A 25,049-nucleotide genomic window follows, 5' to 3' on the forward strand; every position below is an offset into this window, starting at 1 on the left:
CTTCAACCGGCTCAAGCAGTGCCGCAGCGTCGCGACCCGTTACGACAAGACCGCGACCTCGTTCCAGGCCACAGTCACTATCGCCGCGCTACTCCAATGGTTGTGAACCTTTGAAGACACTGCCTAGGCCCTCGGATGCCCGCTGGGAGCTGCTGCTCATCCGGCCCACGCCGGAACCAGGCAGACCGGCCGGCACTGCGGACCCGTCCGCGCGCCGCCGTACGTGGAGTGGCTCACGGGCCTCGACCCAGGCCACGCCACCGACCCCGATCTGGGGCGGCCGTTTGCCTCCACAGCCTCACCTTTGAGAGCGCAACGCCATTTCGATGGCAGGCGGCTGCGAAGAGCGAGCCCTCATCTGAAACCCAGGACCCCATCCCTGCAACTGGTGACTGCGATTCTCCGAGTAGGAGCCAAGCCCATGCGATCAGCACGACGAACCCGCACCCCCGCCACCGCCGCCGACCCAGGCAGCGATGGTGCCCCCTGTACCTGGACCACCGAGCGCATCCTGGCGCTCGGGGCGACCACGGACCTCGCCACCGCCGCCGCCATCCTCGGCATCTCCCGCTCGGCGGCCTACAAGCTGGCCGCCCGCGCCGCCTTCCCGGTGCCCCTGTTCCGGGCCGGCGCGCACTACCGCGTACCGACCGCCCCGATCCTGCGCAAACTGCACCTCGAGTCCTCACCGGTATCGACAGTTGATGGCCCCGACAGGGCGGGTGCCGATGAGGCGGGCGGGGACAGGGCCACCACGGACTGCAGCCCTCCGTCGTGACCTCCGCCCGGTAGTACGCGCTGTGCACCGGCACGGCTCCGTAAGTCGTGCCGGTGCAATCGCGCCCACTACTGCTCCACGACGCTGTCGGATAGGAGCCGAACCAGGGCACGGCGCAACACCCGCTCGATGTCATCCACGACGGCTGACAGGTCATCTGTCGGCTGACCGGTGAGCGTGCGCAGCTCCCGACCGCTCGGGTCGTCGCCGTGCATCTCGTCGTTGCGGAGCCGGTATCCCAGACGCAGGAGAGCCTCGAGCCGCTCGGGCGGCGCCTGCAGGACAGGATCGTCCGCCAAGAGTGCGAACGCTCCGTCAACGACCTTGTCCTGCTTCCAACGATCCGCTGGCAGGCCCGGAAGTTTGATGAACAGCACTTCGGCGCAGACGATCAGGTCGATGAGCCGGTCGGCCGGCACCCGGTCGGCCCCCGCCAGGACCAGCCGGCGCAGGGCGGTCTGCAGACCCCGGTTCTCCCGAACCACGGGACGCGCGAGGAGGCCGTACACCTCGCGCACCGCCTCAACCTGCTCTCGCCCAAGGATCGTCGGTCGCTCCTCGTCGAAGGTGGGCAGCGCCGACAGTAACGCCGTCGGTCCGAGACCCAGGGGAAAGTCGTCGTCGGGCTGGCAGCGGATCGCCCGAGTCGCTGTGACGGACCCGCCGCACACCAACCGCAGCGCGGTCACGAGGCGGCTGGCCGGCTCGACCAGCGAGGGAAACTCCGGCGCTGTTGGGTGGGCGGGTACGTCAGTGGACGAGCACACCGGATACGAGGTGCAGCGGGTAAGGGCCCACTGGTGGAACCGCGACACGGTCACCGAGTTCGGGCCGCCGGCGAAGGTGACAGGAACTGCGTGGTACCCGATCGCGGCGCTCATCTGCCGGTCGCTCATCGCTTGCAGCACCAGGCCGTCTGGCAAGGTGACCGCCTCGATGCCCGCGGTGGGAGTGAAGGCGTTGAGCGGAACCACCTCGACCAGCCGCGCCCGCGTGACCAGCAGTCCATCCTCCAGCCGGCTGTACGCGGCGTCGAAGGCGTCCTGGTCGAACCGTTAGCTCCGACCGGCGGCAACCATGGGTTCCAGGATGCGCTGTACCAGCGTCCACCCCAATTGCCGGAGCGTGAGGGCGAACTCCACCCCGACAAGGCAATCCACCCGCTCGCGCAGCACCTCATCGGCGGCCACGACGGCGCGTACCGCCGTCATCTCGGCGAAGGTGTCCAGGAACTGGTAGTCGGCGACCCGGCCCGGCATCTGCCAGGCCCCGCGGCGGATCGCTACGAACGACTCCTGCCCGTGGCGGTGCCACTCGCCGAAGTCAGGAACGGTCGCGAACACCGGGGCCCTGTCGTCAGCGGCGAGGTTGCTGAGTACCGCCGCCATCAACTGTGCCGCCGCCGCACGCAGTTGTGGGCGCCGTACCCGATACCCCACCAGCTCATCCGCCACCATTGCCCATCCTCCATGACCCGAAATCAAGCGAACCGGCCAGGATCCCAGCACCGTCAGCGGCGCGCACCCGAATTTCACCGCCACAGGGTTCCGGCGCGCGCGAATTCCCCTCGCCGGACTGGGCCCGCCGCGACTTGATCACGCCCCCCGATCACGCGTGGATGTCGATCGACAAAACCGATGCCCCACCCCTTCACGAACGGGAGCACCACCAGCCATGCCAGACGGAAGCATCTTCAAACGCTGCGGCTGCCGCCACCCCGACACCGGCAAGCCCCTCGGCAACGCCTGCCCGAAACTACGCCGCCCGAACCGGGCCTGGAGTTCGCAACACGGCCACTGGGCCTACCAACTCGAACTCCCCGCCACCGGCGACGGCCGCCGCCGGCAACTACGCCGCGCCGGGCTGGACAGCCGACGCGACGCCGCCGCCGAACTCGACCACGCCCGCGCGCTCCTCGCGCTGGCCGGGCATGACCGCCGCCGCCGTACCGAGATCGCCGACCTGCTCCAAACCACGGTCCGCGCAGGCGGCGTCCTTCCCAACATCGACGGCGTGCGCCAGCGGCTGCGCGGCGACGGCCCACTCGGACAGATGCCAACCGTGGCCGAGTACCTCACCCAGTGGCTCAGCGACCTCACCATCGACGCCAACACCATCCGCGGGTACGAGTCGATAGTGCGGGTACACCTCATCCCGCACCTCGGCCAGATCCCCTTGGACAAGCTGCGCACCGGTCATATCCGCGCCATGTTCACCGCCATCGAACGCCGCAACGAGGAGATCCGGGCCGCGAAGGCCAGCACCGATCCCGGCGCCCGCGCCACGGTCGTAGGCGTCCGCCCGACCGGACCCTCGACCCGCCAACGCATCCGCGCCTGCCTACGCAAGGCGATCAACGACGCTCTCGCCGACGAACTCATCGTCGGCTCCAACCCCGCAGCCCTGGTCAAGACTCCCGGCAACCGGCCGCTGCCCCTCGTGTGGGAGGACGAACGGGTGCAGCGGTGGAAGGCCACCGGGAAGGTCCCCGGCCCCGTCATGGTGTGGACCGACACGCAGATCGTGCGGTTCCTCGACTACGCAGCCGAACATGCCCCCGCCCTGTACCCAATGTGGCACTACATGGCCTACCGCGGGCCCCGCCGCGGTGAGGCGTGCGGGCTACGCGACAGCGAGGTCCGCCTCCACCGCCGCGAGACGACGATCAACAACCAGATCGCTACCCACGGCTACACCGCGGTGCAGAAGCCGCCCAAGAGCAGAGCCGGCATCCGCGACCTGGTACTCGACGCCGAAACCGTCAAGGTCCTCACCGCCTACAAGGCCCGCCGCGCCGCCTGGCAGCTTGCCGCCGGTAGCAGCTGGCCCGACACCGGCCTGTTCTTCGTCCGTCCCGACGGCCGCCCGTGGCACCCGAACGCCGTCACCCAACGCTTCCGCAGACTCGTCCGCCAGGGCGGGCTGCCCCCGATCCGGCTGCACGACCTCCGCCACAGCGCCGCCACCGTCGCCCTCGACGCCGGCGTAGACATCAAGGTCCTCGCCGAACAACTCGGCCACTCCACCACAACCCTCACCCGCGACACCTACCAGAGCGTCACCAAGGAACTACACCGCAGTGCCGCCGACGCGGTGGCCAACACGATCGATCGGCGCCGCCCGAAGACCGCTTGAGGGACGTCCCGCGTGGTCGATGGCCGACGCGTGCCGCGCGGTACCAGTGGCTACGAAGGGCCGTCCGTCCGGCCTGCCCGCTCCGCACTGTCAGGCCGTGCTCCCAGCCAGGCGCGGACCGTCGCGATGTCCTCGTCGGAGAATGTGATCTCGGCTGCGTCGGCGCGGCTGAGGACGTTGCCGACAAACGCTGCGGCCATCTCCTCGGCTGTCGGTGCGGGCTGGCGGTGCAACGGGCACCCTCCGTATGAGGCGCCCCGCACGATGAACCCGACAGCGTTGCGGCTGACCGGCAGCCCCTGTTCATGCAGATTGTCACGGACCCAGCCGGTGCACTGGGTCAGGTTGAACCGCTGGGATTGGGCGTATTCGGCGAGTGCCCGGTAGAGCGCCGGCCACCAGTGTTGCGGCATTCGCGGCAGGTCGAGCTGATCGACCAGGCGTTCGACGGGATCCGGTAGAGCGACCCGCGGCGGTGCGATGGCGGTCGGCGGGGCCGGATGCCGGCTGGTGTCCCAGAGCAGGTGCTGCGACGTCCGCAGGTTCGGCAATGCCAGGCTCCCCACGGCGCGGGCGAAACTGCCGAAGCCGAACCAGTTGCTGCCGCTGACGGACGGGCCGAGCTGTGTCCGCAGCCGGGAAGCGAGCGAGGCCATGTTCAATGGCGCGGTCGCCGTGGCGTACTCCTGGGTCAGGATGGACCGGAAGGCCTCGTACGCCTCACTCTGACCAGCGGCAGGATTCACACCGTCGGCAGCGGCCACATGATCGTCGTACCCGTCCTCCACCTCGCTGCCGGTCTCGTCGTCGAGGTCGACCGACTCGCCCTGCGCCAATGCCAGCAGGTGCTGGCTATCGAGAACCTGGTCGGCGATGGCGGTGAATGCCTCGGCCGCGTCGGCCGGTGACACGATCATGGTTCGCCGGTCGGCGCGGCGCAGGCGTTGTAGCAGCGGGGTCATGTCGGAGTCGCCGGACGCGATCACGAACTCGTCGTACCGGGTGTCGACGGACAGCGCGTCGACCGCGTCCACGACGATTCTGATGTCGGCTGCGTTCTTCGTGCTGCTGTAGCGCGGGCAGTCGATCACGTCGAACCCGGCGCGGACGAAGAAGGGCCGGAACTTCGAGAAGTACAACCTGGGCTGCTCCTCGCCCGCGTCTGGCCGGTACACCCAGCCTGCGGGGTTGAGGTAGCAGCGTAGGACCAGCCAGCGCCGCTCGCCGTCCGTCGTGGCCGTCGTCGCCAACCGGCGCAGCCATCCCCCTGGATCCTCGGCGAAGTGGACTGCCACATCCGGGTCCAGCTTGTAGAGGCCGCTAAAAACATTGTCGAAGTCGAGGTACAGCGCCGCCCGAACGCGATTCACAAGCGCAACCTACCAACGCAGCGCAAGGACGGGATCACGCTCGTGCTGCCGGAGTGGCAGTAGGCCTATCGGGTGGTGACCGCAGGTGATGGGGCAGCGGGTGGAACCGGCCGCGTACCAGCGTGGATGGGGTTGGTGGGCCAGCGTCGGCGCTGCCGGCGGGTCGGTGCATGCCGAGCAGGGTCGGGCCGTCGGGGAGACGGATCGGGGTCTGCGGCCGGTAGCCGTGGCGGGTGACGGTGTCCAGGGCGAGCCTGCCGCTGGTGGGGTCGATGTGCAGGAGCCCGCTGTGCAGGACGTCGATGGCACGCCCGGGCGTGTTGTCGGCGGTGTGGCGCTGGGCCATGTGCAGACGCTGGGCCATGGCCATCATCGGGCCGGTGATCTGCCGGGAGACGCCCTCCAGGTGATGTGTTGGTCTGTGCCGGTCACGCGGGCCCGCGAGACCCATGCCTCGCCCGTCGCCGGCGACAGGCCATGGCTGCGGGCCGCGTCCCGGAACGCTCAGTGCAGGCCGTCAACGGCGGCGTGCTCGATCCTCCCGGCGACGACATCAGCGACAAGGCGGGTGTCCACGCGGCGAGGACTGGCGTCCGCGTCGACATCGGCGTTCCTTCCTGTTGCTCGTGCTTGGGTGGTGGGTGTGGGTAGCGCCGCTGGAGTGGCGCAGGCGGTCACGACCGAGGGCTGCGCACATGGCGGAGGGTGTGGCCGGCGGCGACAGCGGGGGACTGTCGTCGCCGGCCACGTCGGTCGCCGCTGCCGTGCCTCTACGGGCGGGCGACCGGCTTGTACGCCCCGAGGTGGGCCCAGCGCAGCTGGCGGGCAGCGAGGCGGGACGATCGGTGGGGGCTGTGACCTGGACCTGGGCGTCTGCACCCGGCCTAGCGCTGCGTGTCGGGCTGGGCGAGCGTCGGCGCGGTGACGGTCGCCGGCTTGGCGGTGTTCACGGGCCAGGATGCGCGAGCCGGGTGAGGGTTGCGGCGCATCGGGGCGATGACCGGCCCGTCGGGCAGGGTGAGCGCGGGTCTCGGGAGGTAGCCGTGCCGGCGGTACACGTGCTGGGTGTAGGGCGTGGTTTCGGTCCACGAGGGCAGATCGATGCGGTCGAGGCGGCTCTCGTGGTGGGTGAGCATCGCCTTGCCGATCCCGCGCCGCTGGGCGGCGGGAAGGATGGCGAGAATTGCCAGGTGGTAGTGAGGTTCGGTGGGTCGGACCTGGGTGAGTAGTTGGTCGAGGAGTTCGAACTGCCGTGCGTGCGGGCCGGCGGCGTCGGCCAGTCGGCTGCGGTAGTTCGACGGTGGCGGGATGCTGCGGTAGCGGTGGAACCCGATCGCGGCGGCGCTCAGGTCGTCGGTGATCTGGATGTCGCCGAAGAACATGGCGTGTTCCACCCAGATGACCGCCACGTCGGTGAGGATCCGGCGCCGGCAGGTCAGGTCGGGCACCAGCCACTGGGCGAGCGGGCCGGAATGCAGGGCGTCGGCGACGATCGCGGCGACCGGTTCCTTGTCCGCCCACCGGGCGGCACGGATACGCGGAATGACGTCCATGAGATGTCTCCAAGGGCAGCGGATCGGGTGGGATGGTGCGGGTTCACCGATAGGTGGCGGTGGCGAGGTCACCGACGGCGGCGTCAACCGCGGCGGTAATGTCGCGTACCTGCCGGTGGTGCTGCGCGGCGATGGTGCGTAGCTGCACGGTGAGGGCGGCGATGTCGTCGGCGAGGTACAGGTGGTTGGTCAGGCCGAGGGTCGCGACGAGGCCGCCGAGGGCGGCGGTGTGGTTGTCGGGCTGGTCACGGCCGGTGGCGATGTAGTGCAGCCGGGCGCGGGCGACGACCGGCCACTTCAGGTCGGCGGGCAGGTAGCGGTCTGTGCGGGCGAGCCCGCCGAGGCGGCGGCGCACGTCGTGGCGCAGGATCCCGCCGGCGTGCAGGCCGGCGCGGGTGCGGTCGTACAGATCGTCGGCGAACCCGCGCAGCCACCCCCGCAGGGGCGGGGTCGGGTGGGCGTAGCGGATGGAGGCCAGGGCGGTGTCGGCGATCAGGTCCCCGACCGGGCGGTCCAGGTGCAGCCAGAGACGCTGTTCCTCGCCCGATGGGGTGTCGTCCGTGGTGTCGAGAGCGATCCGCCCGGCGAGGAACAGGTCGATAAGAACCGCACCAGCCAGGCCAAGGGCGAGGGCCCGGCGGTGAATGTGCGGCTGACCGGTGTCGTCGTCGTGACCGAGCAGGAACAACTCGTCGCGCAACGGCAACTGGGGGATCGAGGAGGTCATTTGGTCCAGTCCCCTCTACCGCGGCCCGCCGGCGTGCTGTCGGAGGCGGGCGTGCATCCCGCCGTAGGCGGCCTGCGGCTGCGGAAGCAGCAACTTGTCGACGGCGGCGAGGACCGTGTAGTTCGGGTCGCAGACGTTGCCGATCGGCGCCCGCCCCGCCTGCGACACCAGCTGGTAGGCGTCGAGCTGCTCCAGGCCGGTGAGGTCACCCACCCAGCCGACCAGGTCGCGGTGCGCGACCCGGTACGCGTCTTCCAGGGGACGGGCGCAACCAACGGACATGATCGACGTGTCTGTCTCCAGGCGGGGCCACACCGTCGGGACGCCCTTGATGACCTCGATGATCAGGGTGGTGGTCGTGGCGATCTCCACCCCGACCCCGCAGGCCTCACCCTCGCCCTGGCGGGCGTGCCCGTCGCCGAGGGCGAGCATCGCCCCGTGCACGTTCACCCCCAGGTACAGGGTGGCCCCGGCGCGCAGCTCCGGGCTGTCCAGGTTCCCTCCATGGGAGTCGGGGACGATCGTGGAGCGGGCCTCGAACCCGCCGGGCGCGACCCCGATCGTGCCGATCATCGGATCCAGCGGCAGGTCGACGCTGTGGTCGCTGCCCGTGGCGTGGAAGCGGATCGTCCCGGCCTGCCGGTCGATGTCGTACACCCACACCCGCTCCTCCAGCGGCGGCTGCAGCGTAGCGGTGTGCGAGGTCGAAGTGAGTGCTCCGAAGTGCGGGAACGTCGACGAGACTCCCCAGTCCCGGGCGGGTTCGATGGCAGCGAGGTAGATCGCGAGGGTGTCGCCGGGCTCAGCGTCCTCGACGAAGAACGGTCCCGACACCGGGTTCAGGTACGGCATCCGGCACACCCGCGACGGCAAATCCGCCGGCCCGCGCACGAGACCGCCGAAGCAGTCCTCCGTGAACACCCGCAGCACGTCGCCGGAGCGGACGTGGGCCACCGGCATCCGGCCACCGAAGGTGTAGGCCAACTCATCGCGAGCCGGACGGTAAGTGATCGTGTCCATGCCGGTCACACCCGTTCCACGTGACGGGCCTGCGGCTGCGCGGGCGCCAAACCCGACAGCGCGGGCCGGCGGCCGACCAGGTACAGGCCGGCGAGAACGACCATGCCGAGGGCGAGCCAGGCCAGGCCGAGGCGCTGCGCGGCGATATTGGCGTTGACCACCACGTAGGCGAGGATCGCGAACCCGATACCGGGCATGACCAGGTGCGCCCACCAGTTGCCGCTGCGCTGGCGGATGAGGTGGTGCACGACCACGGAGACGTGCAGCACGAGGAAGGCGACCATCGCCCCGAAGTTGATCAGCGACGACAACAGTGTGATCCCGTCGGCGCGGGTGGCCATGTACAGGCCGAGCACCAGGGACACGGCGCCGGTGAGCAGGGTGGCGTTGATCGGCACGTTGCGGCGGATCGACACCTTGGCCAAGAAGGCGGGCAGTTGTCGGTCCCGGGCCATCGCGTACAGCAGGCGTGAGGTGGCGACCTGCGCGACCATCGAGTTCGGCAGGCCCCACGCGATCGCGGTCGCTACCGCGCACAACGTCGCCAGCCACCCTCCGCCAGCCACCTGCGCGGCGTCGTAGAAGGCGGTGCCGTTCGGATCCCCGTCACTGAGCAGCGAGGCCGGCTCGGGGACGAGCATCGCAGCCAGCCAGGTCTGGGCGATGAACAGCACCCCCGCCAAGACCAGGACGGCGGCCATGGCGCGGCCGATCTGCCGGGAACCGCCCTTGGTCTCCTCGGCCAGCATGCTGATCCCGTCGAAGCCGAGGAAGGACAACACCGCGATCGACACGGCGCCCGCCACGAGGGACCAGGTGAACGTGTCGGCGTTGTAGAAGGCGTCCCAACTGAACCGGCCCCTGCCCGAGGCAAGAGCCCAACCGGCGACAGCGAGGAAGACCGCTAGGACGATCAACTCGCCGACCAGCATCACCCGGGTCACCACCGCGGTCATCCGGATCCCGACCGAGTTGACGACCGTGTTGACCGCGACGAACCCAAGCAGCCACAACCACACCGGCAGCGCCGGGACGGTGGCGTGCATCGCCACCGACGCCACCAGGTACAGCAGACCCGGCACGAGAACGTAGTCGAGCAGGATCACCCAGCCGGCCAGGAACCCGACCGGCGCGCTGATGCCACGGCCGGCGTAGTTGTAGACGCTGCCGCTCATGGGGAACGCCTTGACCATCTGTGCGTACGAGAACGCGGTGAACACCAGCGCCACCACACCGACCGCGTACGCCAGTGCCACCATCCCGCCGGAGCCGGCGTACACGCTGCCGAAGATCGCCATCGGCGCGATCGGCACCATGTACACCAACCCATACGCGACCAAGTCCCGAAACCGAAGTTGGCGGCTCAGTTCCTGTCGATATCCATATCGGGAGAGGTCGTTCTGAAAACTCATCACACTCCTCAAATGTTTGCGTCCTAGCCAATCTCGCGACTCGCAGCTGACTCGTCAGCGAAGGCAACTGCTTCGTCGAACCTGAACCGCTGCTAATGATTTCGACCAGCAAGCCGACGGGTATCTCAGCAACGAGATTTGCTCACCGAGACAGATGAGTCGATAGCGTTGATGCGGACACACGGTGTTGTCCGCATGCAACTGTCCGCGTAGCGTTCGACCACGTACGGTCAGACCTTCCGGATGCGGCAGTGACGGACAGACAGCACTCAGGAGTACCGGTGGCGCAAACTCCACGACGGCTGACCCCGCACCGATCGGCGCTGCATGGATTCGGGGCCGCGCTTCGGCAGTGGCGCGAGTGCCGCGGTCTGTCCCAGCGCGCTCTAGGCAGGCTGGTGCACGTCAGTGGGGACCTCGTCGGCAAGGTGGAGAAGGCCGAACGTTGGCCGTCCGCCCGCTTCGTCGAGTCGTGTGAGGGCGCACTGCAGACGGGTGGTGAGCTGGTCCGCTTTCTATCAGACCTCGAGAGTGGGCGTCGCCTCACCAGCGTCGGCTACCGCTTGGTCGACGGTGCGGAGGGCCAACTCCGGGCCTCCATCGATCATCCCGACAGGCCCTACCTGCTCCGCTCGTGGCACGAGCAGCTCGCCGGTCTGGCCATTGCCGGAAACCGCACCGGATACGCCGGGATGGCGTCCACCGCCCATGCACAGATCAGCATCGCGGCCGCGGTCGGGCGGCGGAGCCGTTCAGGCGATCGCCGAGACGTACTCATCGCGCAGGCACTATGGGCGGAGTTTCTCAGCTGGATCGACGAGCAGGGCGACGCCGCCGAGGCTGACGCCTGGTTGCGACGTGCCCAGCAGCAGGCCGTCGAAGCCAACGCGCCGGCGCTCGCCAGCTACGTCCTGATGAGGCAGAGCCAACGCGCCCTCGAACGCTTCGATCCGCGTAAGGCCATCGCCTTGGCGCAGCGGGCGCTGGAGGAGGTCCGGCTACCAGGCCGTATCCGCGCTCTACTCCTGATCCGCCAAGCCCAGGCCTACGCGATGGGAGGTGACCAGAACGCCTGTGCAGCCAGCATCGACAAGGCGCACAGGGCCGCCGGCAGCGCCGACTGGGGCTCGGAACTGCCGATCGATGTCGGCGTCCACTGCGACACGGTGTACGTGGCTGCCCACGAAGCGCAATGCCGTCTGCTCCTCGGCCAACCGGCGGCTGCTGCCGATCTCTACGAGCAACTCCTGCGCCACTGGCCAGCTCAGTGGCGCGTCGACGAGGCCCTTTGGCGATCGGCCCTGTCCACCGCCTATCTCAACAGTGGCGACGTCGAGCGCGCGGCCACCGAGGCCGCCAACGCCTTGGCCTTGGCCACTGGCACCTCCTCCGCGCGGGCTCTGCGCTGGTTGAACCCGACGGCGGTGGCCCTGCGCCAGCAGACAGCCATTCCCGAGGCGGCGGCCTTCGTGCTCGCCTATCGGCGGGCGACCCTCGAAGCGTGCAACCATTAGCCCGTGGATCTCATCACCACGGCGACGAGCACCGACGAGTCCGACCGAGCAGCGTCCGTCGCGGTCCTCCCAGTCGGGAGTTTCGAACAGCATGGCGCCCACCTCCCGCTGCTGACGGACACTATCGTGGCATGCGCGATTGCGAAGGCAGTCGCCGAGCGCTACGGCCTCTTTCTGCTGCCGCCCGTGACGATCTCCTGCTCCCACGAGCACGCCGCGTGGCGTGGAACGGTCAGTATCAGCGCCACCACCCTCGCCGCCGTGGTCGTTGACATCGCTGACTCCCTGCGTGAATCGGGTGTCGACCGGCTCGCTGTGATCAACGGACACGGCGGGAACTACGCGCTTGCCAACATCGTTCAGGAAGCCAACGTCGCCGGACCGAGGATGACCCTGTTCCCCGCTCGGGCCGATTGGGACGACGCTCGAGTTGCCGCCGGCCTGCACAGCACAGCCCACCAGGACATGCACGCCGGCGAGCTCGAGGTTTCGCTGCTTCTGCACGTTGCGCCGGAAGTGGTGCGTGATGGCTTCCAGCATGCAGACCACCTAGCGGACGATCGACGTCACCTCCTCACGAGGGGCATGAGTGGTTACACCACCAACGGCGTCATTGGTCTGCCGTCCCACGGCACCGCGGCCAAGGGCAAAGCCGTACTCGAAGACCTTGTTCGCTCCTTCGCCGACCACTACGGCCTCCTGCCGAGACCCTAGGCATGATCAGGAATGATGCTGGACGAAAGCACATACGCCGGCCCGGAAGACCGAGCCCTGCCGGTGGCCGCGCCGGTGTCCCGGCGACCGGTTGACGAGCCCGCCGTCGTCCGGCCCGCGTGGGAGTTGTTCGAGGAGGACCTGTGAGGCTGGGCGACAGGATCGCTGAAGTGTCGGTGGACGACGCCGTCCGCGCCTCCGTGAGTTATGACCAGCTGCGTACCGGTGATGACGGCCTGTACTGGCTGGAGACTCGCCCCGACGCCGGCGGGGGTACGACGGTGACACGGTGGCGGTCCGGCGAGGGCAAGCATGATGTCAGTCCGAAGGGCTTCGATGTCGCCAGCGGCGTGCACGCGTATGGGGGCGGATCGTTCGCTGTCGTCGAGGGGACGTTGTGGTGCGTCGGCGGAGATGGCCTCTATCGGAGCCGTCGTCACGGCGATGAACTCGAATTGGTCAGCCATGGATGCTTCGGTGACCTGACGATCGGCGACGGCGAGTTGCTGGCTGTGCGGGAGTCGGAGCAGGGTGACCAACTCGTCGCGGTGTCGCTCACCGGTGCTCCGCAGATGCGAACTCTCGTCTCGTCCCGGGGGTTCCTCGGCGCGCCTCGGCCAGGTCCGGGCTCGTTGGCCTGGACCGCTTGGAGCGAGCACGACATGCCCTGGGACGCGTGTGAGGTGTGGGCCGCCGCCTACTCACCGCACGGTGGGGCCGAGGACCCAGTAAGGCTCGCCGGCGGTCCGGATGAGTCTGCGCTGGAGCCGCAGTGGGGACCCGGCGGGGCGTTGTACTTCGTGTCGGACCGCAATGGCTGGTGGAACCTCTACCGGTGGAACGGCCTCCAGGCGGAGGCGGTGGCGCCGATCGCGGGTGAGTGCGCCGCGGAGCCGTGGGAATTGGGTTACACGTCGTATGGCTTCCTCGACGACGGTCGGATCGTTGTGGCGGTGCAGGAAGGGCCGCGGCACCGCCTCGTCGTCGTCGAGCCCGACGGCACTGTCCGCGCGGTCGACCTCCCGTACACGTCGATCAAGCCGTACCTCGCCGTGCAAGGGACGACCGTGGCGTTGATCGGATCGTCACCGACCGCAGCCCCGCAGGTCTCGCTCGTAAACCTGGCTGACGCTGCCCCCCAGGTGGAGGTGCTTGCCAGGTCGGAGTACGCCGCGCTCGACGGGGCGTGCGTTTCGACGCCGACGGAGCTGCGCGTCCGAGTGGCCAGCGGTCGGAAGGTGCTTGCCCTGGTGTACCCGCCGACGGGCTCGGCGGCGGACTGGCGGGCGCCGGTGATCGTTCGGGCGCATCCCGGGCCTACCGCCTCCTGCCTGCTTCGCCTGGATTGGCAGGCGCAGTTCTTCACCAGTCGCGGGTTCGCCGTCGTTGATGTCGACTACCTGGGTAGCACCGGGTACGGCCGCGTGTTCCGGGAATCGCTGTACGGCCGGTGGGGCCTGGACGACGTCGATGACTGCGCGGCGGTGGCGGTGCACCTGCTGTCCACCGGGCGGGCGGTGCCGGGGCAGGTGTTCATCCGCGGTGCCAGCGCCGGCGGCTACAGCGCGTTGCACGCGGTGTCACAGGAAGGCCCGTTCGCCGCCGCCACCGCGGTGTCGGCAATCGTCGATCCTGAGCGGTGGGCGCTGACGGTGCCCCGGTTCCAGCGGGCGCACGCGATGCGGCTGCGCGGGGGCGCCGGCCCGGTCCGTGCCGCCACGGTTCAATGGCCGGTGCTGCTCATTCACGGCACCGGCGACGAGGTGGCCGTGGTCGAGGATGTCCGCGACCTCGCCGACGAGTTGACGTCTCTCGGCATGGCGCCCGAGGTGTTGCTTCTTCCTGATGTCGGCCACTATGTGGCGTCGTCCCGTCGAGCAGGCGCGGCGCTGGAGGCGGAGCTGGCTCACTATCGCTCGGTGATGGCGGGTGCGGCCAACGATCAACCGGGTTGCACAGCCGCCAGCGGTAGTCGGTGACGCACGTACTCGCCGAACTCGCGGACCTCGGGCTCACCCCGATAGGACTCGAGGTCAGCCTGTACCTCGACGATGCGCTGCAGGCAGCGGTGCGAGGTGGTTCGTGCCGCGAAGTCGACTGCCTCGCGCGCGGTGGCGCAGGCTTCGTCGATGCGGCCGGCGGCGGCCAGCGACGAGGCCATGAGCGCGGTGTCGATGGCGAGTCGCCGGACATGGGTGGGGCTCAGCGCGGCGAGAGCGTCGCCCGCGTGCCGTTGAGTGTGCTGCGGTCGGCCCAGGTCGTGGAAGCAGTGGGCGATCTCGTCGGCGAGGTACGCCGCGTCGAAGTACCGGATCCACGCCGGCTCGTCCTCGGGCTTGCTGCGGGCTAGTTGCGTCTCCACGATGTCAAGCTGGGTCAGGCAGTCGCCTTCGCGTCCGAGGCGGGCGTGCGTGCGCGCCACCACCGCGTGCAGTGCGGCTGCCACAGCGGGCGTCGCCCGGGTCTCGCTCCCTCTCACCGCCGTGAGCGCCATTCTGCGTGCCGGCTCGGGGTGCCCGCAGTGCAGCGCGAGATGGCCGATGTTCACGGCGAGCAGGTAGCTGCCGTACAGGCGGTCGTCGGCAGCTTCCGTCAGACGTAGAGCGCGAAGGTACCGGCGCTGGGCGAGGCCGTGGGCGCCAGTGTCGACCGCCTGGTACCCGCAGAGTTCGAAGAACCCCGCCGCCAGCGTGTAGAGCTGGCGACCAACCGCCGTAGACGTTGGAGTATTCGCCAACAGTCGGTTCAGCTCGCCTTCGACGTACCGCTGCACCTGCGCGTGAACTCGTCCAGCACCGTGGGTGTGGTCCAACTGCCGGAACATCGCCAGAGCGGTCTCCGCCGAATGAAGATCCTCTTCGTCAATCTGGTCAGGCGAGCCGGGCCGTCCGGCCGCGGGCGGCCGGGGTCCCGCCGCAGCGTTCAGCCAGTCAAGGGCGGCGCGATCGAGGACACCGGGTTGGAACGGAACCCGAGCGACCATCTCGGCCAGCCCCAACGTTCCTGTCGGGCGATTGGACAGCGCGCTGCTGAGGCCGCCGTCGGCCGGTGAGGGGGCGCTCGGCTTGCCGTCGCTGGTCCGGTTCTTGTCGAGCAGCGGTAGCAGGCGCATCAGAGAGCCGCCGGTCACCAGCGCCTTGTCGCAGGCCTCGACGAACTCCCGGGAGGGGAACCGATCGGCTGTCTCCACACGACGTACGAGATCGGCACTAAAGCGGATCATGATGCCGAGCCGCGCCTGCGAGAGGTTCGCGCGTTCGCGCAGTCGGCGCAGTTCGGCGCCGAAGAAGTGGCGCTCGGACAGGGATGGCTCGAGCTCCCGCGGGGTCTGGCCCATGACACCGCCTTTCGGGCTGCTCGCCGCCGACGGCATTGAGCAGCGTGGACATCGCGTACATAGGGTCACTCAGTGTTCAGCGCGGCGCAACCAGGATCGCCCTTAACTACGCCGCATGACCGTCGGCCTGTTCGGCGCGCCGCATGCGGACAAACCCTTCGTCCGCATGCTCGCCATTCACGACAGCGACGCTGAGGGTGAGTGTGAGGAGGAGGGGCGCGATCACTCGTCAGATCCGCCCTCTGGTTGTTCACGAACCTGGGAGGTGCCAGTGGAGCACGAAGTCGTTCCATCCGCCCTGATCGTGACGAGTGCCGGGAGGGGTATCGGGCTCGCCATCGTGCGGGCGACCATGAGCAGGGCCCTTCATGTGTACGGGTTGGATATTCACGTGCCCGCGGACGTTCCGCGCGGAGACCAGGGCCCTTCCTGGCACGACGTCGATGTCGCGGATGAGCAGCAGGTGCGGTCGTTCTTCGCCGATCACGTCAAGCCGGGTTCGGTGGGTGGGCTGGTGAACTGCGCGGGAGCGGTGGAGCGCACCTCGATCATCGATGCGGACGTAGCCGAGTGGGAACGGATGCTCGCGGTCAACCTGAGCTCGGCTTTCCTGGTGATCCGTGAGTTCGTTGCGTATGCCGCCCTTCCTGCCGCCATCGTCAACGTCAGTTCCGTGAACGCCCACTACGGGCACCCGGAGCGACTCGGGTACGCGGTCGCCAAAGGCGGCGTGGAGGCCCTCACCCGGGTCACTGCTCGGCAGTTGGCCGGTCGAGGCATCCGCGTCAACACGGTCGTGCCGGGTGCGATCGCCACCCAGATGACCCCCGACAAGGCCGCCGCCGGTCACCGCTGCCTCCTCGGGCGCTGCGGTGAACCGGAAGAGGTGGCGGACGCGATCACGTTCCTGCTGTCGCCGAAGGCGTCGTACATCACCGGCAGCACGCTGCACGTCGACGGAGGACTGGGACTGCGATGACGACTACCCACGGCGGCATCGCCGAGATCGACTACGCAGCCATGATCCGCGCCCTGAACCAGGTCCACTACGCGGGCGAGACGTCGTTCTACAACACAGCACCACTGCGCCCCTGCGAGGAGGCGCTCTATCACCGGCTCGGTGCGGGGGCGCGAATCCTCGATGTGGGATGCGGTGCCGGTCGCGTCACCCAAGCGATAACCGTATTGGGCGGCGACATCGTCGGCGTCGACATCAACGAGGTGGCTCTGGCAGTTGCCCGGGCCGCGTGCCCGAACGGCACCTTCGTGCACGGCAGCATGAACGCCCTGCCACTACCAGCGGACACTTTCGACCAGGTGTGGTGCCTCCGCTTCTCCTTCAACGCGCTGGCAACCGAGGCAGAACGTGTGGAAGCCCTGCACGAGATGTGGCGGGTGTGCGCCCCGGGAGGCACCGTCCTGGTAGAGACGTTCAACTGGCACTACGCCGGCCGGCTCGGGCTTGTCCGTATCGCCAATCTGCTGGACCTGGCCGCCCGCGCCGCGCGATGGCGGGGGCAGCGCCGCACCGGCTCGCGGCCCCTGCCAGCGCGCGACATCATCTACCTCGCCAACAAGACCAGCGGAGCGGCACCCGGCTACGCCCACCTCACCACCGCCCACGAGCTGTACCTCCTCGCGGCGACATGCGGGATCCGGCAGTACGCGACCGTGACATCGGAGGAGGGTGTCCTGTCGGCCCCCGCGCTCCCGGTACGCGGCAGACACCGCCGGTACTCGATGTGGCTCGTCCTCCGCAAGCCCGGGGAGCGGTCATGAGCTTGTTGAGAGTCGGCAACCACGCGCTGGAGATCCGGATCGCTGAGTCGGCACCACGCTGCCTGCGGCGGTTCGTCGCCCGACTCGCTGACACGGAACTGCCGACCATGCCGGCCGGGCAGGTCATGCAGGTACGTGATGGGCACCGAACCCGGCTGACCGTCGACGTCAGTAGAGGTGAGGTCCTCCTGGAACTAGCCGCAGAGCTGGCTGGCGATCCACCCACGTTGGAGATCGGAGTGCTCCAGGCCGCGGCACGCTCCTTGGCCGTCATGGGGGACGGCGAGCTGACGCTCCTGCACGGGAGTGCGGTGACCATAGACGGCGGACGGTCGGCCATAGCGGTGCTGGACGGCGGACGCGGGCAGGGCAAGACATCACTCGCGCTGGGCGTCGCCGCTCACGGAGGCAGCCTCCTGGTCGACGAGTTCGCCTTCACCGCTTTCCCCTGCCGTCAGCCCTGCGTGGTGCCGATGCCCACCCTGCCCTGGCACGTACGCGCCGACATGGCGTCGCTGCTGGCACCTCACGCCACCGAACGGCTCCTCTACGCGGTGGATCTTCCCACCCCCACCACTGCCGGACACCGCCTGCTGCCGCTGAGCCTCATCGTCATTCCGGATCAGGGTCTTGCGGCGGGTGAACTGCGCGAGACGCCTACTCCCGCAGCCCGGGATCTGCTGCGCGCGGCGGTGACCGACCACGAGGCGAAGCTACGCGACCCGACTCTTGACCACGTCTCGATCTTCTCCTCGACTGACGAGGTCACCATCAGCCGCAGTCTTCCCGCATTCAACTTGGCGGAGAAGGCGCTCGACGCACTTGCCGCTGTACCGGTCATCCGCGTCGGCATCGGCAAGCCAGACGATTTGCCCACCAGTGTTGCCGCGGTGATCCGTCGGACAAGAGGAGATTCGTGATGCGGCAGCCGGCCGCGCCACCGATGCTCCTCCTCGCCGGCACCAGCGAGGCTGGAAAGTCGAGCGCGGGCGAGTACCTGGCCGCCCTCGGCGCCCGCCGCGTCAAGATCAGGACGGTCCTCGTGCAACTCACCTCAGGCCGGCAGGCCTACCACGAGGGCGTGGAGACGCGGGAAGGCTTCGGGTACGACGAGTTCGTCTCGAAACTCCTCGTACTAACCGACCGCGGCGAGGCCCCCTTGGCAGTCGAGAGCTTCATCGATGCCGCTTTGGCTATGACTGTGAAGCGAACGTGGCCGGCACCATGCTCGATTATCTTCATCACCGCTCCAGAACTCATCCGCGTCAGACGCCTCGCGCAGGCCCGAGGGCTGACCGCCGACGAGGCCCGACGCATCATCCGACGCAAAGACGAGCGGAAACGCGTCCACGAACAGCTTCCGGCCTGGCGCGCAATTACCGATCACTGGGTCGACAACACTGCCAACATCATCAGCTTCAGGGCTCGTCTCCGCGACGCGTTCCAGACCATGCAGACAGCCCCAGGAGGCATCCAGCCATGACTCGTCGATACGCCTCCGCCGGTGCCGTCGTCGCGACCGACGACCTCAGCTCTCCACAAGTCCTGCTCCTCGATCAGGTCCGAAAGACCGGTGAACGACAGACCGTCGCGCCGAAAGGCCGACTGGAGCCGGGCGAGGCGCCACTTCAGGCAGCCAGGAGGGAGGTGGCCGAGGAAGCCGGCCTCACCGACACGCACTACAGCGCGTATCTCGGGCAGGAGGCTTACACGTTCACCGACAACGACGGCACGCCAGCGGCGAAGATCGTCGACTGGTTCCTCTTCTCGACGTCCACCACCACCACGACGCCGGCCCGGGACGAAGGCTTCGTCCAGGCCCGCTGGCTCGAGGCTTCCGCCGCCCGGCAGGCCGCCAGCCATCCCCAGTTCCAGCAGGTGCTGGATCACGCCCTTGCCGTCATCACCTGGCGTGCCGCTCATCCCCTGCCGTTCAGCCGAAAGCTCAGTTACCTGGTCAACCAAGTGGCGGCAGATGCCGAGGCCGTCATCGCCGGACATCCGGATGCCGGGGTGGGGCTGTGCGGATCCGCCGCACGAGGAGACTTCATCGAGGGCTGGAGCGACGTCGACTTCATCGCTTGGAACCTGCCCCCCACGTCGGCCGCCGCCACGTCGCTCCACGAGATCGTCAGTGAAGCGGCCCGACGCCACGGTTCTCGAGCGTCGCTGCACCTCGCCGACAGCCACGGGGGCGACGCTCGTCGCCTCGGTCCGCTCGACGACATGAAGATGCGGGCGGTGCTGCGTCGCGTAGGGCTCGACACCGCCGTGATCGCAGGTGCCACCGCAGCTACGCCGGCCGCCACCACAGAACTGACCGATCTCGCTGGTGATGTTGGCGTACTGCACGAGTTCGCCGTCGCCCGTCTGGCCGCCAGCCACCACACAGAATCGGAGCGCGAGGACACCGCACGCCGAGTGTTGTCGGTGCTGTCGAGCGCCGGTCGACTGCTTGTGGCACATCGAGCGCCAGAGGTCGGCCTGCGGCTTCCCGAGGTGGTCGAGGCGCTGCGCGACTGGCCGGGCGCCGAGCTCAGATCGCTCCTTGGAGACTACGACGCCTACCGCCGTGCAGGCGCAGACGACGTAGCGCAGGCCGAACTGCTCGCCGCACGGGTGCCAGGTGCGCTTGTGGCCGTGAGGAGCATGCTCGAAGAGTCGGCATCCCTATGATCATTTTCGTCGACGGGATCGATGGTAGCGGGAAGACGACTCTGATCAGACACCTTGCCACCGCCCTCAACAGCAGTGGCATTGAAGCAGTCGTCTCCAGCCCACTGTGGCGTTACCTCCCCACGATCGCCGCGCCGGAACAGTTCGCTTCCTGGGTCGTCAGTACCCCAGGTATGGACGTTGCAGAGGCGCTCATCGGGGCGATGATTGATCGTCTCGATGATCTCCGCGATCTGAGCGTCGCACAAGACCGAGTGCGCCTGGTTGATCGCGGGCCGAAGACCGTCTACGCATCCGCCCACGCCCACGCCCGACACACCGAATTCGAACCTCTTCGGGAACACCTGGCAGCCTCGGTCCGAGCACTCACCGACGTCCAGCCGTGCGTTTCGATCGAACTCGGGGAGGGCGAGGAGGCGCTCCAGACGGCCTTGCCACGCCTCACGTCGTCTCAGACCGTGACGCCCGGTTACCTAAGGTATTTGCAAGCATTCGCCACAGAGATGCATACCTCTGGCGACTGGCCGGGCCTGCCAACGCAACGACTTGACGTTTCCATGTCGGCCGAATCCAACTGCGTGGCGGTCATCGAGTCACTCTGCCTCCAGACGATCATGAACAGTCGTGCGGACGTAGGGGCAGCAGTGCCCGCACACGGACGGGACCGCAGGGCATGAGCCAACGCGTGCCCGCCAACGTCCCACCGCCACGAGGGCGGCGAGCGGCCGCACTGCTGGCAGCCGTAGTTGAAGCCCGTACGGCCTGGCTCGCTGCCACTGTCGACGTGCTGCACCAGCGGAAATCTGTGGGGGCGGCGTGGCTAGTGGGATCTCTCGGACGAGGCAGCGCTGACCCGTACAGCGACGTCGACCTCGTCGTGGCCGTTGACGACACCACACCCCAGAGCGTGCTCGACGATCCGGTTGCCGGCCTGCATTTGCCCGGCCGGCTGCTGTTCACCAGAGGTAAGCCCCGCAATGCCCCCGCCGGTGGCGGTTACGTGACCGTGTGCGTCGAGCTGGCCGCCTTACCCGTTCTGATCGATCTCTACTTGTGGCCCGCCATCACCGCCGCCATACCCACCGACGGTCGGCTCCTGCTGTATCGCGAAACACCACCACCGCGCACCGGCTTGGCGTTCATGCCGCTGCTGGATCAGCACCGCACCCCGGACTCCACCGGTGCCGACGCGAATCACCCGGCGAGCATCCTGCTCCTGGTGCAGTTGGCCGCGAAATATCTCGCCCGTGGCGACCGACAGCGCCATGTCGCCATCACTCGACACTTGGGGTTTCCATCCGGCGTCGAGATCGTCACGCTGCGGCAGATCCTCGACGAACGTGTCGACCAAGCCGCCGCCGAGGCCATGCGCCCCGCGATCAACGCGGCCCACCGCCTCCTCGACCTCGTCGACACCGTTACCGGCGACGGGCTGACACGGGACGGTGGGCCCTCTAGGAACGCCAGGTAGTTTCAGCTGTCGAGCACTTCTACTGTCATCGATTGGGGATGCCGGCCACGTGTCGCACATCGAGAAGATCACCGGTGAGTTCCGCGCGTTGATGACCGGGGTCGAACGCGCGCAGGGGTTGGCAGCCGCCGCCGACAGTCAGGCGCAGGAGGTGGCGTTGCGGGCTGCGGGCGCCGGCTTCGTCGCCGTGGCGGCGGGTGTGGCGCGGGTGCGTAACGCGATCACGGGCATCCAGGGTGCCCTGGGAAGTCTTGCCGGGTCGATCGGTGAGGCGGCGAAGGCGACCGCGGCCGTGCCGAACGAGGCCACCCCGCAGGAGACGATCGCCGGGCTGGCGCCTGTGCTGACCGCCGTGGACGCTGCTCGTGACGCGGCGGCCGGGGCTATCACCGGAGTCGGGGAGGCGCAGCAGCTCGTCGCCGTGGTCCTGCAGGGTGGGCAGCCCGGGCCGCTGTTGCAGGCCCTGGAGGCCATCAAGCAGGTCCTGGTGCTGGTCGTTCAGCGCACCGGCGGGGCCCGGCAGGCCATCGAAGGGGCGATCGTGCAGGCCCGGCAGTTGGGGTCGTCGGGAAACTGACGGGGGCTGGCGGTCATCCACCGGCCAGCCCCGCCCCTCATACCACCGGCAGCCCATCCCCGACGGCCCCCACCCTGGGCAGAACTGTCTCCACGGACCCTGACGCAGCAACCCCGTGGACCAGGCGTCCCACCGGCGTCGGCGGTGGGTCGCCTACCGGACGTCGAACCCGGATCTCCGCAAACGAGAAGCCACGGGAGCGGCGTGCCCTGGAGTTGGAGAACGAGTGTGCCGACAGGGTCGCCGGCAAGGGGTACCGGGTTCACCAGAACCCCACGGGGCAGGAGGTCGCGGACGCGCGACGCGAGACCGGGGATTCTGGGAGGCCGGAAAAGGCACCCGACTTCCTCATCGAGGGGCATGTCTTCGACTGCTACGCGCCCACTGCTCCTGTGCCGGCCCGCGCCGTGTGGAGCGCGGTATCCAAAAAGGTCGACGCCGAGCAGACCCAACGGGTCATGTTGAACCTCCACGACTGGCGAGGAGAGCTCGCGACCCTGCACAAGCAGTTTCACGACTGGCCCATCACAGGGCTGAAGGAACTGGCGGCGGTAACGCGCGACGGTGCGATCATTCAGATCATCCGGCGAGACTAACGAAGGGATGCAGATGGCTGTCGAGTACCGGTTGACGCTGGCGGGCGACATTCCACTCGAGCAGGTGGCGGAGCTGGCTGCTCCCGCAGCGGTCGAGACGTCCACGGCGTCCGGCGGCAGGATGCTCAGCGCCGACCTGAACGACGAGCGCGGGTACGTCGTGGACATCACCGGCGGCCGGCACGGCTACTACAGCGCCGAGGACGACGGTGGCGCTCTGTGGGAATGGGAGCCAGAGACCTACGTCGACGTCAGCTTCTACATGCGCAAGGACACCCTGGCCGACAAGGGCAAACCTCACATGCTGGCGACCGTGGCCAGAATCCTCGCCGGCAGGGCCGAGGACGCCGCCCTGACCCTCAACGGCGACGTGCTGATGCTGACACGCGTCGCTGGCACCCTTCACAAGCACAACACCGACGGCTGGTACGACTACAGCTACGACAGGATTTTTCACCCCTGACGGACCTGCGTCCTCGGTTGGACCCACCAGAGGCACTCACCCCCGCTCGATCGGAGTCGGATCGCCGGCATCGCGGCGTCGATCGCGTGTCACAGGGGCGGCAGCGGTGAGCTGCTAGCCGACAAGGCGGCTCGCGCCAGGTAGCGCATCAACGGCAAGTCACGCTCGACGGCGAGGAACTGGGGCGTCTGCGGCAGCAGCAGTACCTGCGCGTTGGCACCGCCGCCTTCTTTGCTGTGCACCACCATGCAGCGCAGGTCGTAAACGCGTTTGGCGACGGCCTCGACAACTGAGGCGGGCGAGCTGTTGGCGTTGACGCGTACAGATGCGACACCGGTCACGGCGTTGGCTCGCAGGTGGGCCCTCAAGGCCGGGTCGGACAAGATCCGCTGTTTGAGTCCGGTTGCCGTCGCCGTGGCCTCGATCGTGGCCCGTAGCTGGGCCAGTTCGGTGCGCTGTGACCGGGCCACCTGGGCGATCGCGTCGAAGACTTTGGCATGGAAGGCAAGACTGTGTAAATCCGCGCCTGGGCTGGCCAGTAGCGCGGCCACCTCTTGGACGCCTCGATTGTGGGCGTAGCGGGTGAAGTGGTATTCAAGCACCTGGTAGAAGGCCAGGAACTGCACAAACGGGGCACGCGGCATGGCCCGGGCGTACCAGTAAAACGCCAACGCTTCGGAGTCATACGCCCGTGACGGCCCTTCAACAGAGGGCTCGATTGCCGCAGGACGTGCCCGCCTTGGACTACGCCGGTGGTCGGGCAGCGGCCACGGCGGACGCAGCGCAAGACGGAAACCCAGCCCGCACTCCCCGTCGATGTCAAAAGACCACGAACCGGCAGCAAGAGTCAGCAGTTTCAAGGCCTCGTCCGGGGTGGATAGCGGCCGGCCACTGATCTTCAGTGTGGTATACGTCGGTTCGTCCCGGTTGAACTCCCTACTCATATCGACAAATCGCTCGCGCAGGCACCAAAATACCGCCGAGCCGGGCGACAACTCGATTCGCCAACCACCGTCAGGGGCTACCGCGCGGATGATTCCGGGGCGGTAACTGTCCCAGTGGTGCCACTCCTCTACGGTGTCCGCCTCCGGCTCAGGGCCGGCTCCAACGACGAGGGCTTCGATGTAGCCCTCGTCAAGTTGGGCGAACGCGCTGTACGCACCGAGAATCACCAAGCCGGGCCCCACCATCGCCGTCAGACTGTCTATCGACCCTGGGCGGTCGTCGGAAAGGGGAGCCTCGAATGGCTGTCCGGCCAACTCAAAGCGCAGGGCCAGGCGATGGTCGCCTCGCGTGAGGTTCGCTCCGGTTGCGGCGGCGGCAGCAACCAACCTGTCGATCGCCTCCGCCTGCTGGCGTTCGCGCTTCTGCCTCTCCTGGCGCTCGCGGACGATCCCCTCCTCGAGGGCGCGGAGCGCCGCTGCCCTCATGGCACGAGGGCCCTGCCCCCGGGGCTTCCGAGAGATCTGCTCTGTCACTAAGTCTTCCTATATCGAAGCCAATGCCATCCTTATCGGACAACTCCGCGACTATAGGCTCAAGGTTCGCGAGTGTCCATGCATTAGTTGGACTCGGGGTGGCCGGGGGCCTCGCTCTCATTTCGGCTGCCCACGCTAGTCGTGTGGCTCTCATTTGGCGCTCACGTCACCGGCTTGGACCGTCGCCAAGTCGAGGGGGCCGCGACGCTGTGCACAGGTCAAGATCCGCGGCACTTGAAGCCGTACCTGCTTCTGTACTCGGACCGGTACGCCGACAACCTGAGCCAGCGAACGAAGCTCGCGGAGCCGCGCCCCTTGCGGCTGGCGGTCCCGGGCTCGGGTCGCGCGCACGTCATGATCTCCGATGTTGTGCGCGGTGTGTGCTCTCCAGCGGATGCCAACCCGGGCGAACCGGTGTCAACGCGGGTCACCCCGGCCGACCGCCGGTC

At 68.3% G+C, this 25,049-nt stretch carries 26 protein-coding genes; 16 read left to right on the forward strand and 10 right to left on the reverse strand.

Going from position 1 to position 25,049, the window contains the following annotated elements; all coding sequences use genetic code 11:
- Positions 1-421 precede the first annotated feature (421 nt).
- Positions 422-778: a DNA-binding protein gene (locus tag ABGB10_RS13215; protein WP_347661180.1), complete on the forward strand. Its 357-nt coding sequence runs from the start codon at positions 422-424 to the stop codon at positions 776-778.
- A 68-nt stretch (positions 779-846) separates the two neighbouring features.
- Here ABGB10_RS13215 and ABGB10_RS13220 read toward each other — a convergent pair whose 3' ends face one another.
- Both ABGB10_RS13220 and ABGB10_RS13225 read right to left on the reverse strand, forming a co-directional pair.
- Positions 847-1,467, reverse strand: coding sequence for a hypothetical protein (locus tag ABGB10_RS13220; protein WP_347661181.1), 621 nt, complete (start codon positions 1,465-1,467; stop codon positions 847-849).
- Positions 1,468-1,833: 366 nt separating this feature from the next.
- Positions 1,834-2,313: a hypothetical protein gene (locus ABGB10_RS13225; RefSeq protein WP_347661182.1), complete on the reverse strand. Its 480-nt coding sequence runs from the start codon at positions 2,311-2,313 to the stop codon at positions 1,834-1,836.
- A 139-nt stretch (positions 2,314-2,452) separates the two neighbouring features.
- On the opposite strand from ABGB10_RS13225, the gene ABGB10_RS13230 reads away from it, so the two are divergent.
- Positions 2,453-3,913 carry a tyrosine-type recombinase/integrase gene (locus ABGB10_RS13230; protein WP_347661183.1) on the forward strand — a complete coding sequence of 487 codons (1,461 nt, stop codon included), beginning with the start codon at positions 2,453-2,455 and terminating at the stop codon, positions 3,911-3,913.
- Positions 3,914-3,963: 50 nt separating this feature from the next.
- Here ABGB10_RS13230 and ABGB10_RS13235 read toward each other — a convergent pair whose 3' ends face one another.
- From ABGB10_RS13235 to ABGB10_RS13260, 6 genes are all read right to left on the reverse strand, one after another.
- Positions 3,964-5,283, reverse strand: coding sequence for an NYN domain-containing protein (locus tag ABGB10_RS13235; RefSeq protein ID WP_347661184.1), 1,320 nt, complete (start codon positions 5,281-5,283; stop codon positions 3,964-3,966).
- A 34-nt stretch (positions 5,284-5,317) separates the two neighbouring features.
- Positions 5,318-5,629 (reverse strand): hypothetical protein, encoded by a 312-nt coding sequence (locus ABGB10_RS13240; protein WP_347661185.1) that lies wholly within the window; start codon positions 5,627-5,629, stop codon positions 5,318-5,320.
- A 538-nt stretch (positions 5,630-6,167) separates the two neighbouring features.
- The gene (locus tag ABGB10_RS13245; RefSeq protein ID WP_347661186.1) at positions 6,168-6,836 is read right to left on the reverse strand and encodes a GNAT family N-acetyltransferase; all 669 of its coding nucleotides are present in this window, start codon (positions 6,834-6,836) and stop codon (positions 6,168-6,170) included.
- Positions 6,837-6,879: 43 nt separating this feature from the next.
- Positions 6,880-7,563: a GPP34 family phosphoprotein gene (locus ABGB10_RS13250; RefSeq protein ID WP_347661187.1), complete on the reverse strand. Its 684-nt coding sequence runs from the start codon at positions 7,561-7,563 to the stop codon at positions 6,880-6,882.
- Between the two features lie 15 nt (positions 7,564-7,578).
- Positions 7,579-8,592, reverse strand: a complete 1,014-nt coding sequence (locus tag ABGB10_RS13255) for an acetamidase/formamidase family protein (protein WP_347661188.1) — start codon at positions 8,590-8,592, stop codon at positions 7,579-7,581.
- The gene (locus ABGB10_RS13260; RefSeq protein WP_347661189.1) at positions 8,589-9,995 is read right to left on the reverse strand and encodes an APC family permease; all 1,407 of its coding nucleotides are present in this window, start codon (positions 9,993-9,995) and stop codon (positions 8,589-8,591) included. The genes ABGB10_RS13255 and ABGB10_RS13260 overlap by 4 nt, the downstream gene beginning before the upstream one ends.
- A 281-nt stretch (positions 9,996-10,276) precedes the next feature.
- Between ABGB10_RS13260 and ABGB10_RS13265 the strand changes: the two genes are divergently transcribed.
- The 4 genes from ABGB10_RS13265 (at position 10,277) to ABGB10_RS13280 (ending at position 14,202) form a co-directional block, all read left to right on the forward strand.
- The gene (locus tag ABGB10_RS13265; protein WP_347661190.1) at positions 10,277-11,509 is read left to right on the forward strand and encodes a helix-turn-helix transcriptional regulator; all 1,233 of its coding nucleotides are present in this window, start codon (positions 10,277-10,279) and stop codon (positions 11,507-11,509) included.
- A 3-nt stretch (positions 11,510-11,512) separates the two neighbouring features.
- On the forward strand, positions 11,513-12,223 hold the full coding sequence (locus tag ABGB10_RS13270) for a creatininase family protein (protein ID WP_347661191.1): 711 nt from the start codon (positions 11,513-11,515) through the stop codon (positions 12,221-12,223).
- Positions 12,224-12,238: 15 nt separating this feature from the next.
- Positions 12,239-12,370 carry a hypothetical protein gene (locus tag ABGB10_RS13275; RefSeq protein ID WP_347661192.1) on the forward strand — a complete coding sequence of 44 codons (132 nt, stop codon included), beginning with the start codon at positions 12,239-12,241 and terminating at the stop codon, positions 12,368-12,370.
- Between the two features lie 644 nt (positions 12,371-13,014).
- Positions 13,015-14,202: a prolyl oligopeptidase family serine peptidase gene (locus ABGB10_RS13280; protein WP_347661450.1), complete on the forward strand. Its 1,188-nt coding sequence runs from the start codon at positions 13,015-13,017 to the stop codon at positions 14,200-14,202.
- Here the strand turns inward: ABGB10_RS13280 and ABGB10_RS13285 are convergent.
- Positions 14,166-15,560, reverse strand: coding sequence for a helix-turn-helix transcriptional regulator (locus tag ABGB10_RS13285; protein WP_347661193.1), 1,395 nt, complete (start codon positions 15,558-15,560; stop codon positions 14,166-14,168). The genes ABGB10_RS13280 and ABGB10_RS13285 overlap by 37 nt on opposite strands.
- 115 nt (positions 15,561-15,675) lie before the next feature.
- Between ABGB10_RS13285 and ABGB10_RS13290 the strand changes: the two genes are divergently transcribed.
- The 10 genes from ABGB10_RS13290 to ABGB10_RS13335 all read left to right on the forward strand — a co-directional run bounded on the left by ABGB10_RS13290 (position 15,676) and on the right by ABGB10_RS13335 (position 23,122).
- A complete protein-coding gene (locus tag ABGB10_RS13290; protein ID WP_347661194.1) occupies positions 15,676-16,539 on the forward strand; it encodes an SDR family oxidoreductase in 864 nt (287 codons plus the stop codon).
- Entirely contained in the window at positions 16,536-17,339 is an 804-nt protein-coding gene (locus ABGB10_RS13295) for a class I SAM-dependent methyltransferase (RefSeq protein WP_278137295.1), read from the forward strand. Before ABGB10_RS13290 ends, ABGB10_RS13295 begins: the two co-directional genes overlap by 4 nt.
- The gene (locus tag ABGB10_RS13300; RefSeq protein WP_347661195.1) at positions 17,336-18,259 is read left to right on the forward strand and encodes a hypothetical protein; all 924 of its coding nucleotides are present in this window, start codon (positions 17,336-17,338) and stop codon (positions 18,257-18,259) included. The genes ABGB10_RS13295 and ABGB10_RS13300 overlap by 4 nt, the downstream gene beginning before the upstream one ends.
- Positions 18,259-18,822 (forward strand): cytidylate kinase-like family protein, encoded by a 564-nt coding sequence (locus tag ABGB10_RS13305; RefSeq protein ID WP_249037694.1) that lies wholly within the window; start codon positions 18,259-18,261, stop codon positions 18,820-18,822. Before ABGB10_RS13300 ends, ABGB10_RS13305 begins: the two co-directional genes overlap by 1 nt.
- Entirely contained in the window at positions 18,819-20,015 is a 1,197-nt protein-coding gene (locus ABGB10_RS13310) for an NUDIX domain-containing protein (RefSeq protein ID WP_347661196.1), read from the forward strand. The genes ABGB10_RS13305 and ABGB10_RS13310 overlap by 4 nt, the downstream gene beginning before the upstream one ends.
- Positions 20,012-20,692, forward strand: coding sequence for a hypothetical protein (locus tag ABGB10_RS13315; RefSeq protein ID WP_347661197.1), 681 nt, complete (start codon positions 20,012-20,014; stop codon positions 20,690-20,692). The genes ABGB10_RS13310 and ABGB10_RS13315 overlap by 4 nt, the downstream gene beginning before the upstream one ends.
- A complete protein-coding gene (locus tag ABGB10_RS13320; RefSeq protein WP_347661198.1) occupies positions 20,689-21,486 on the forward strand; it encodes a nucleotidyltransferase domain-containing protein in 798 nt (265 codons plus the stop codon). Before ABGB10_RS13315 ends, ABGB10_RS13320 begins: the two co-directional genes overlap by 4 nt.
- A 49-nt stretch (positions 21,487-21,535) precedes the next feature.
- Positions 21,536-22,063: a DUF6244 family protein gene (locus ABGB10_RS13325; RefSeq protein WP_347661199.1), complete on the forward strand. Its 528-nt coding sequence runs from the start codon at positions 21,536-21,538 to the stop codon at positions 22,061-22,063.
- 209 nt (positions 22,064-22,272) lie between these two features.
- Positions 22,273-22,659, forward strand: a complete 387-nt coding sequence (locus tag ABGB10_RS13330; protein WP_347661451.1) for a hypothetical protein — start codon at positions 22,273-22,275, stop codon at positions 22,657-22,659.
- Between the two features lie 13 nt (positions 22,660-22,672).
- Entirely contained in the window at positions 22,673-23,122 is a 450-nt protein-coding gene (locus ABGB10_RS13335; protein ID WP_347661200.1) for a SitI3 family protein, read from the forward strand.
- Between the two features lie 89 nt (positions 23,123-23,211).
- Here the strand turns inward: ABGB10_RS13335 and ABGB10_RS13340 are convergent, their stop codons facing one another.
- Positions 23,212-24,552, reverse strand: a complete 1,341-nt coding sequence (locus tag ABGB10_RS13340; protein WP_347661201.1) for a hypothetical protein — start codon at positions 24,550-24,552, stop codon at positions 23,212-23,214.
- Between the last annotated feature and the right edge of the window lie 497 nt (positions 24,553-25,049).

The sequence above is a fragment of the Micromonospora sp. B9E7 genome, from assembly GCF_039871815.1.
In the GTDB taxonomy this organism is placed as follows: Bacteria; Actinomycetota; Actinomycetes; order Mycobacteriales; family Micromonosporaceae; genus Micromonospora.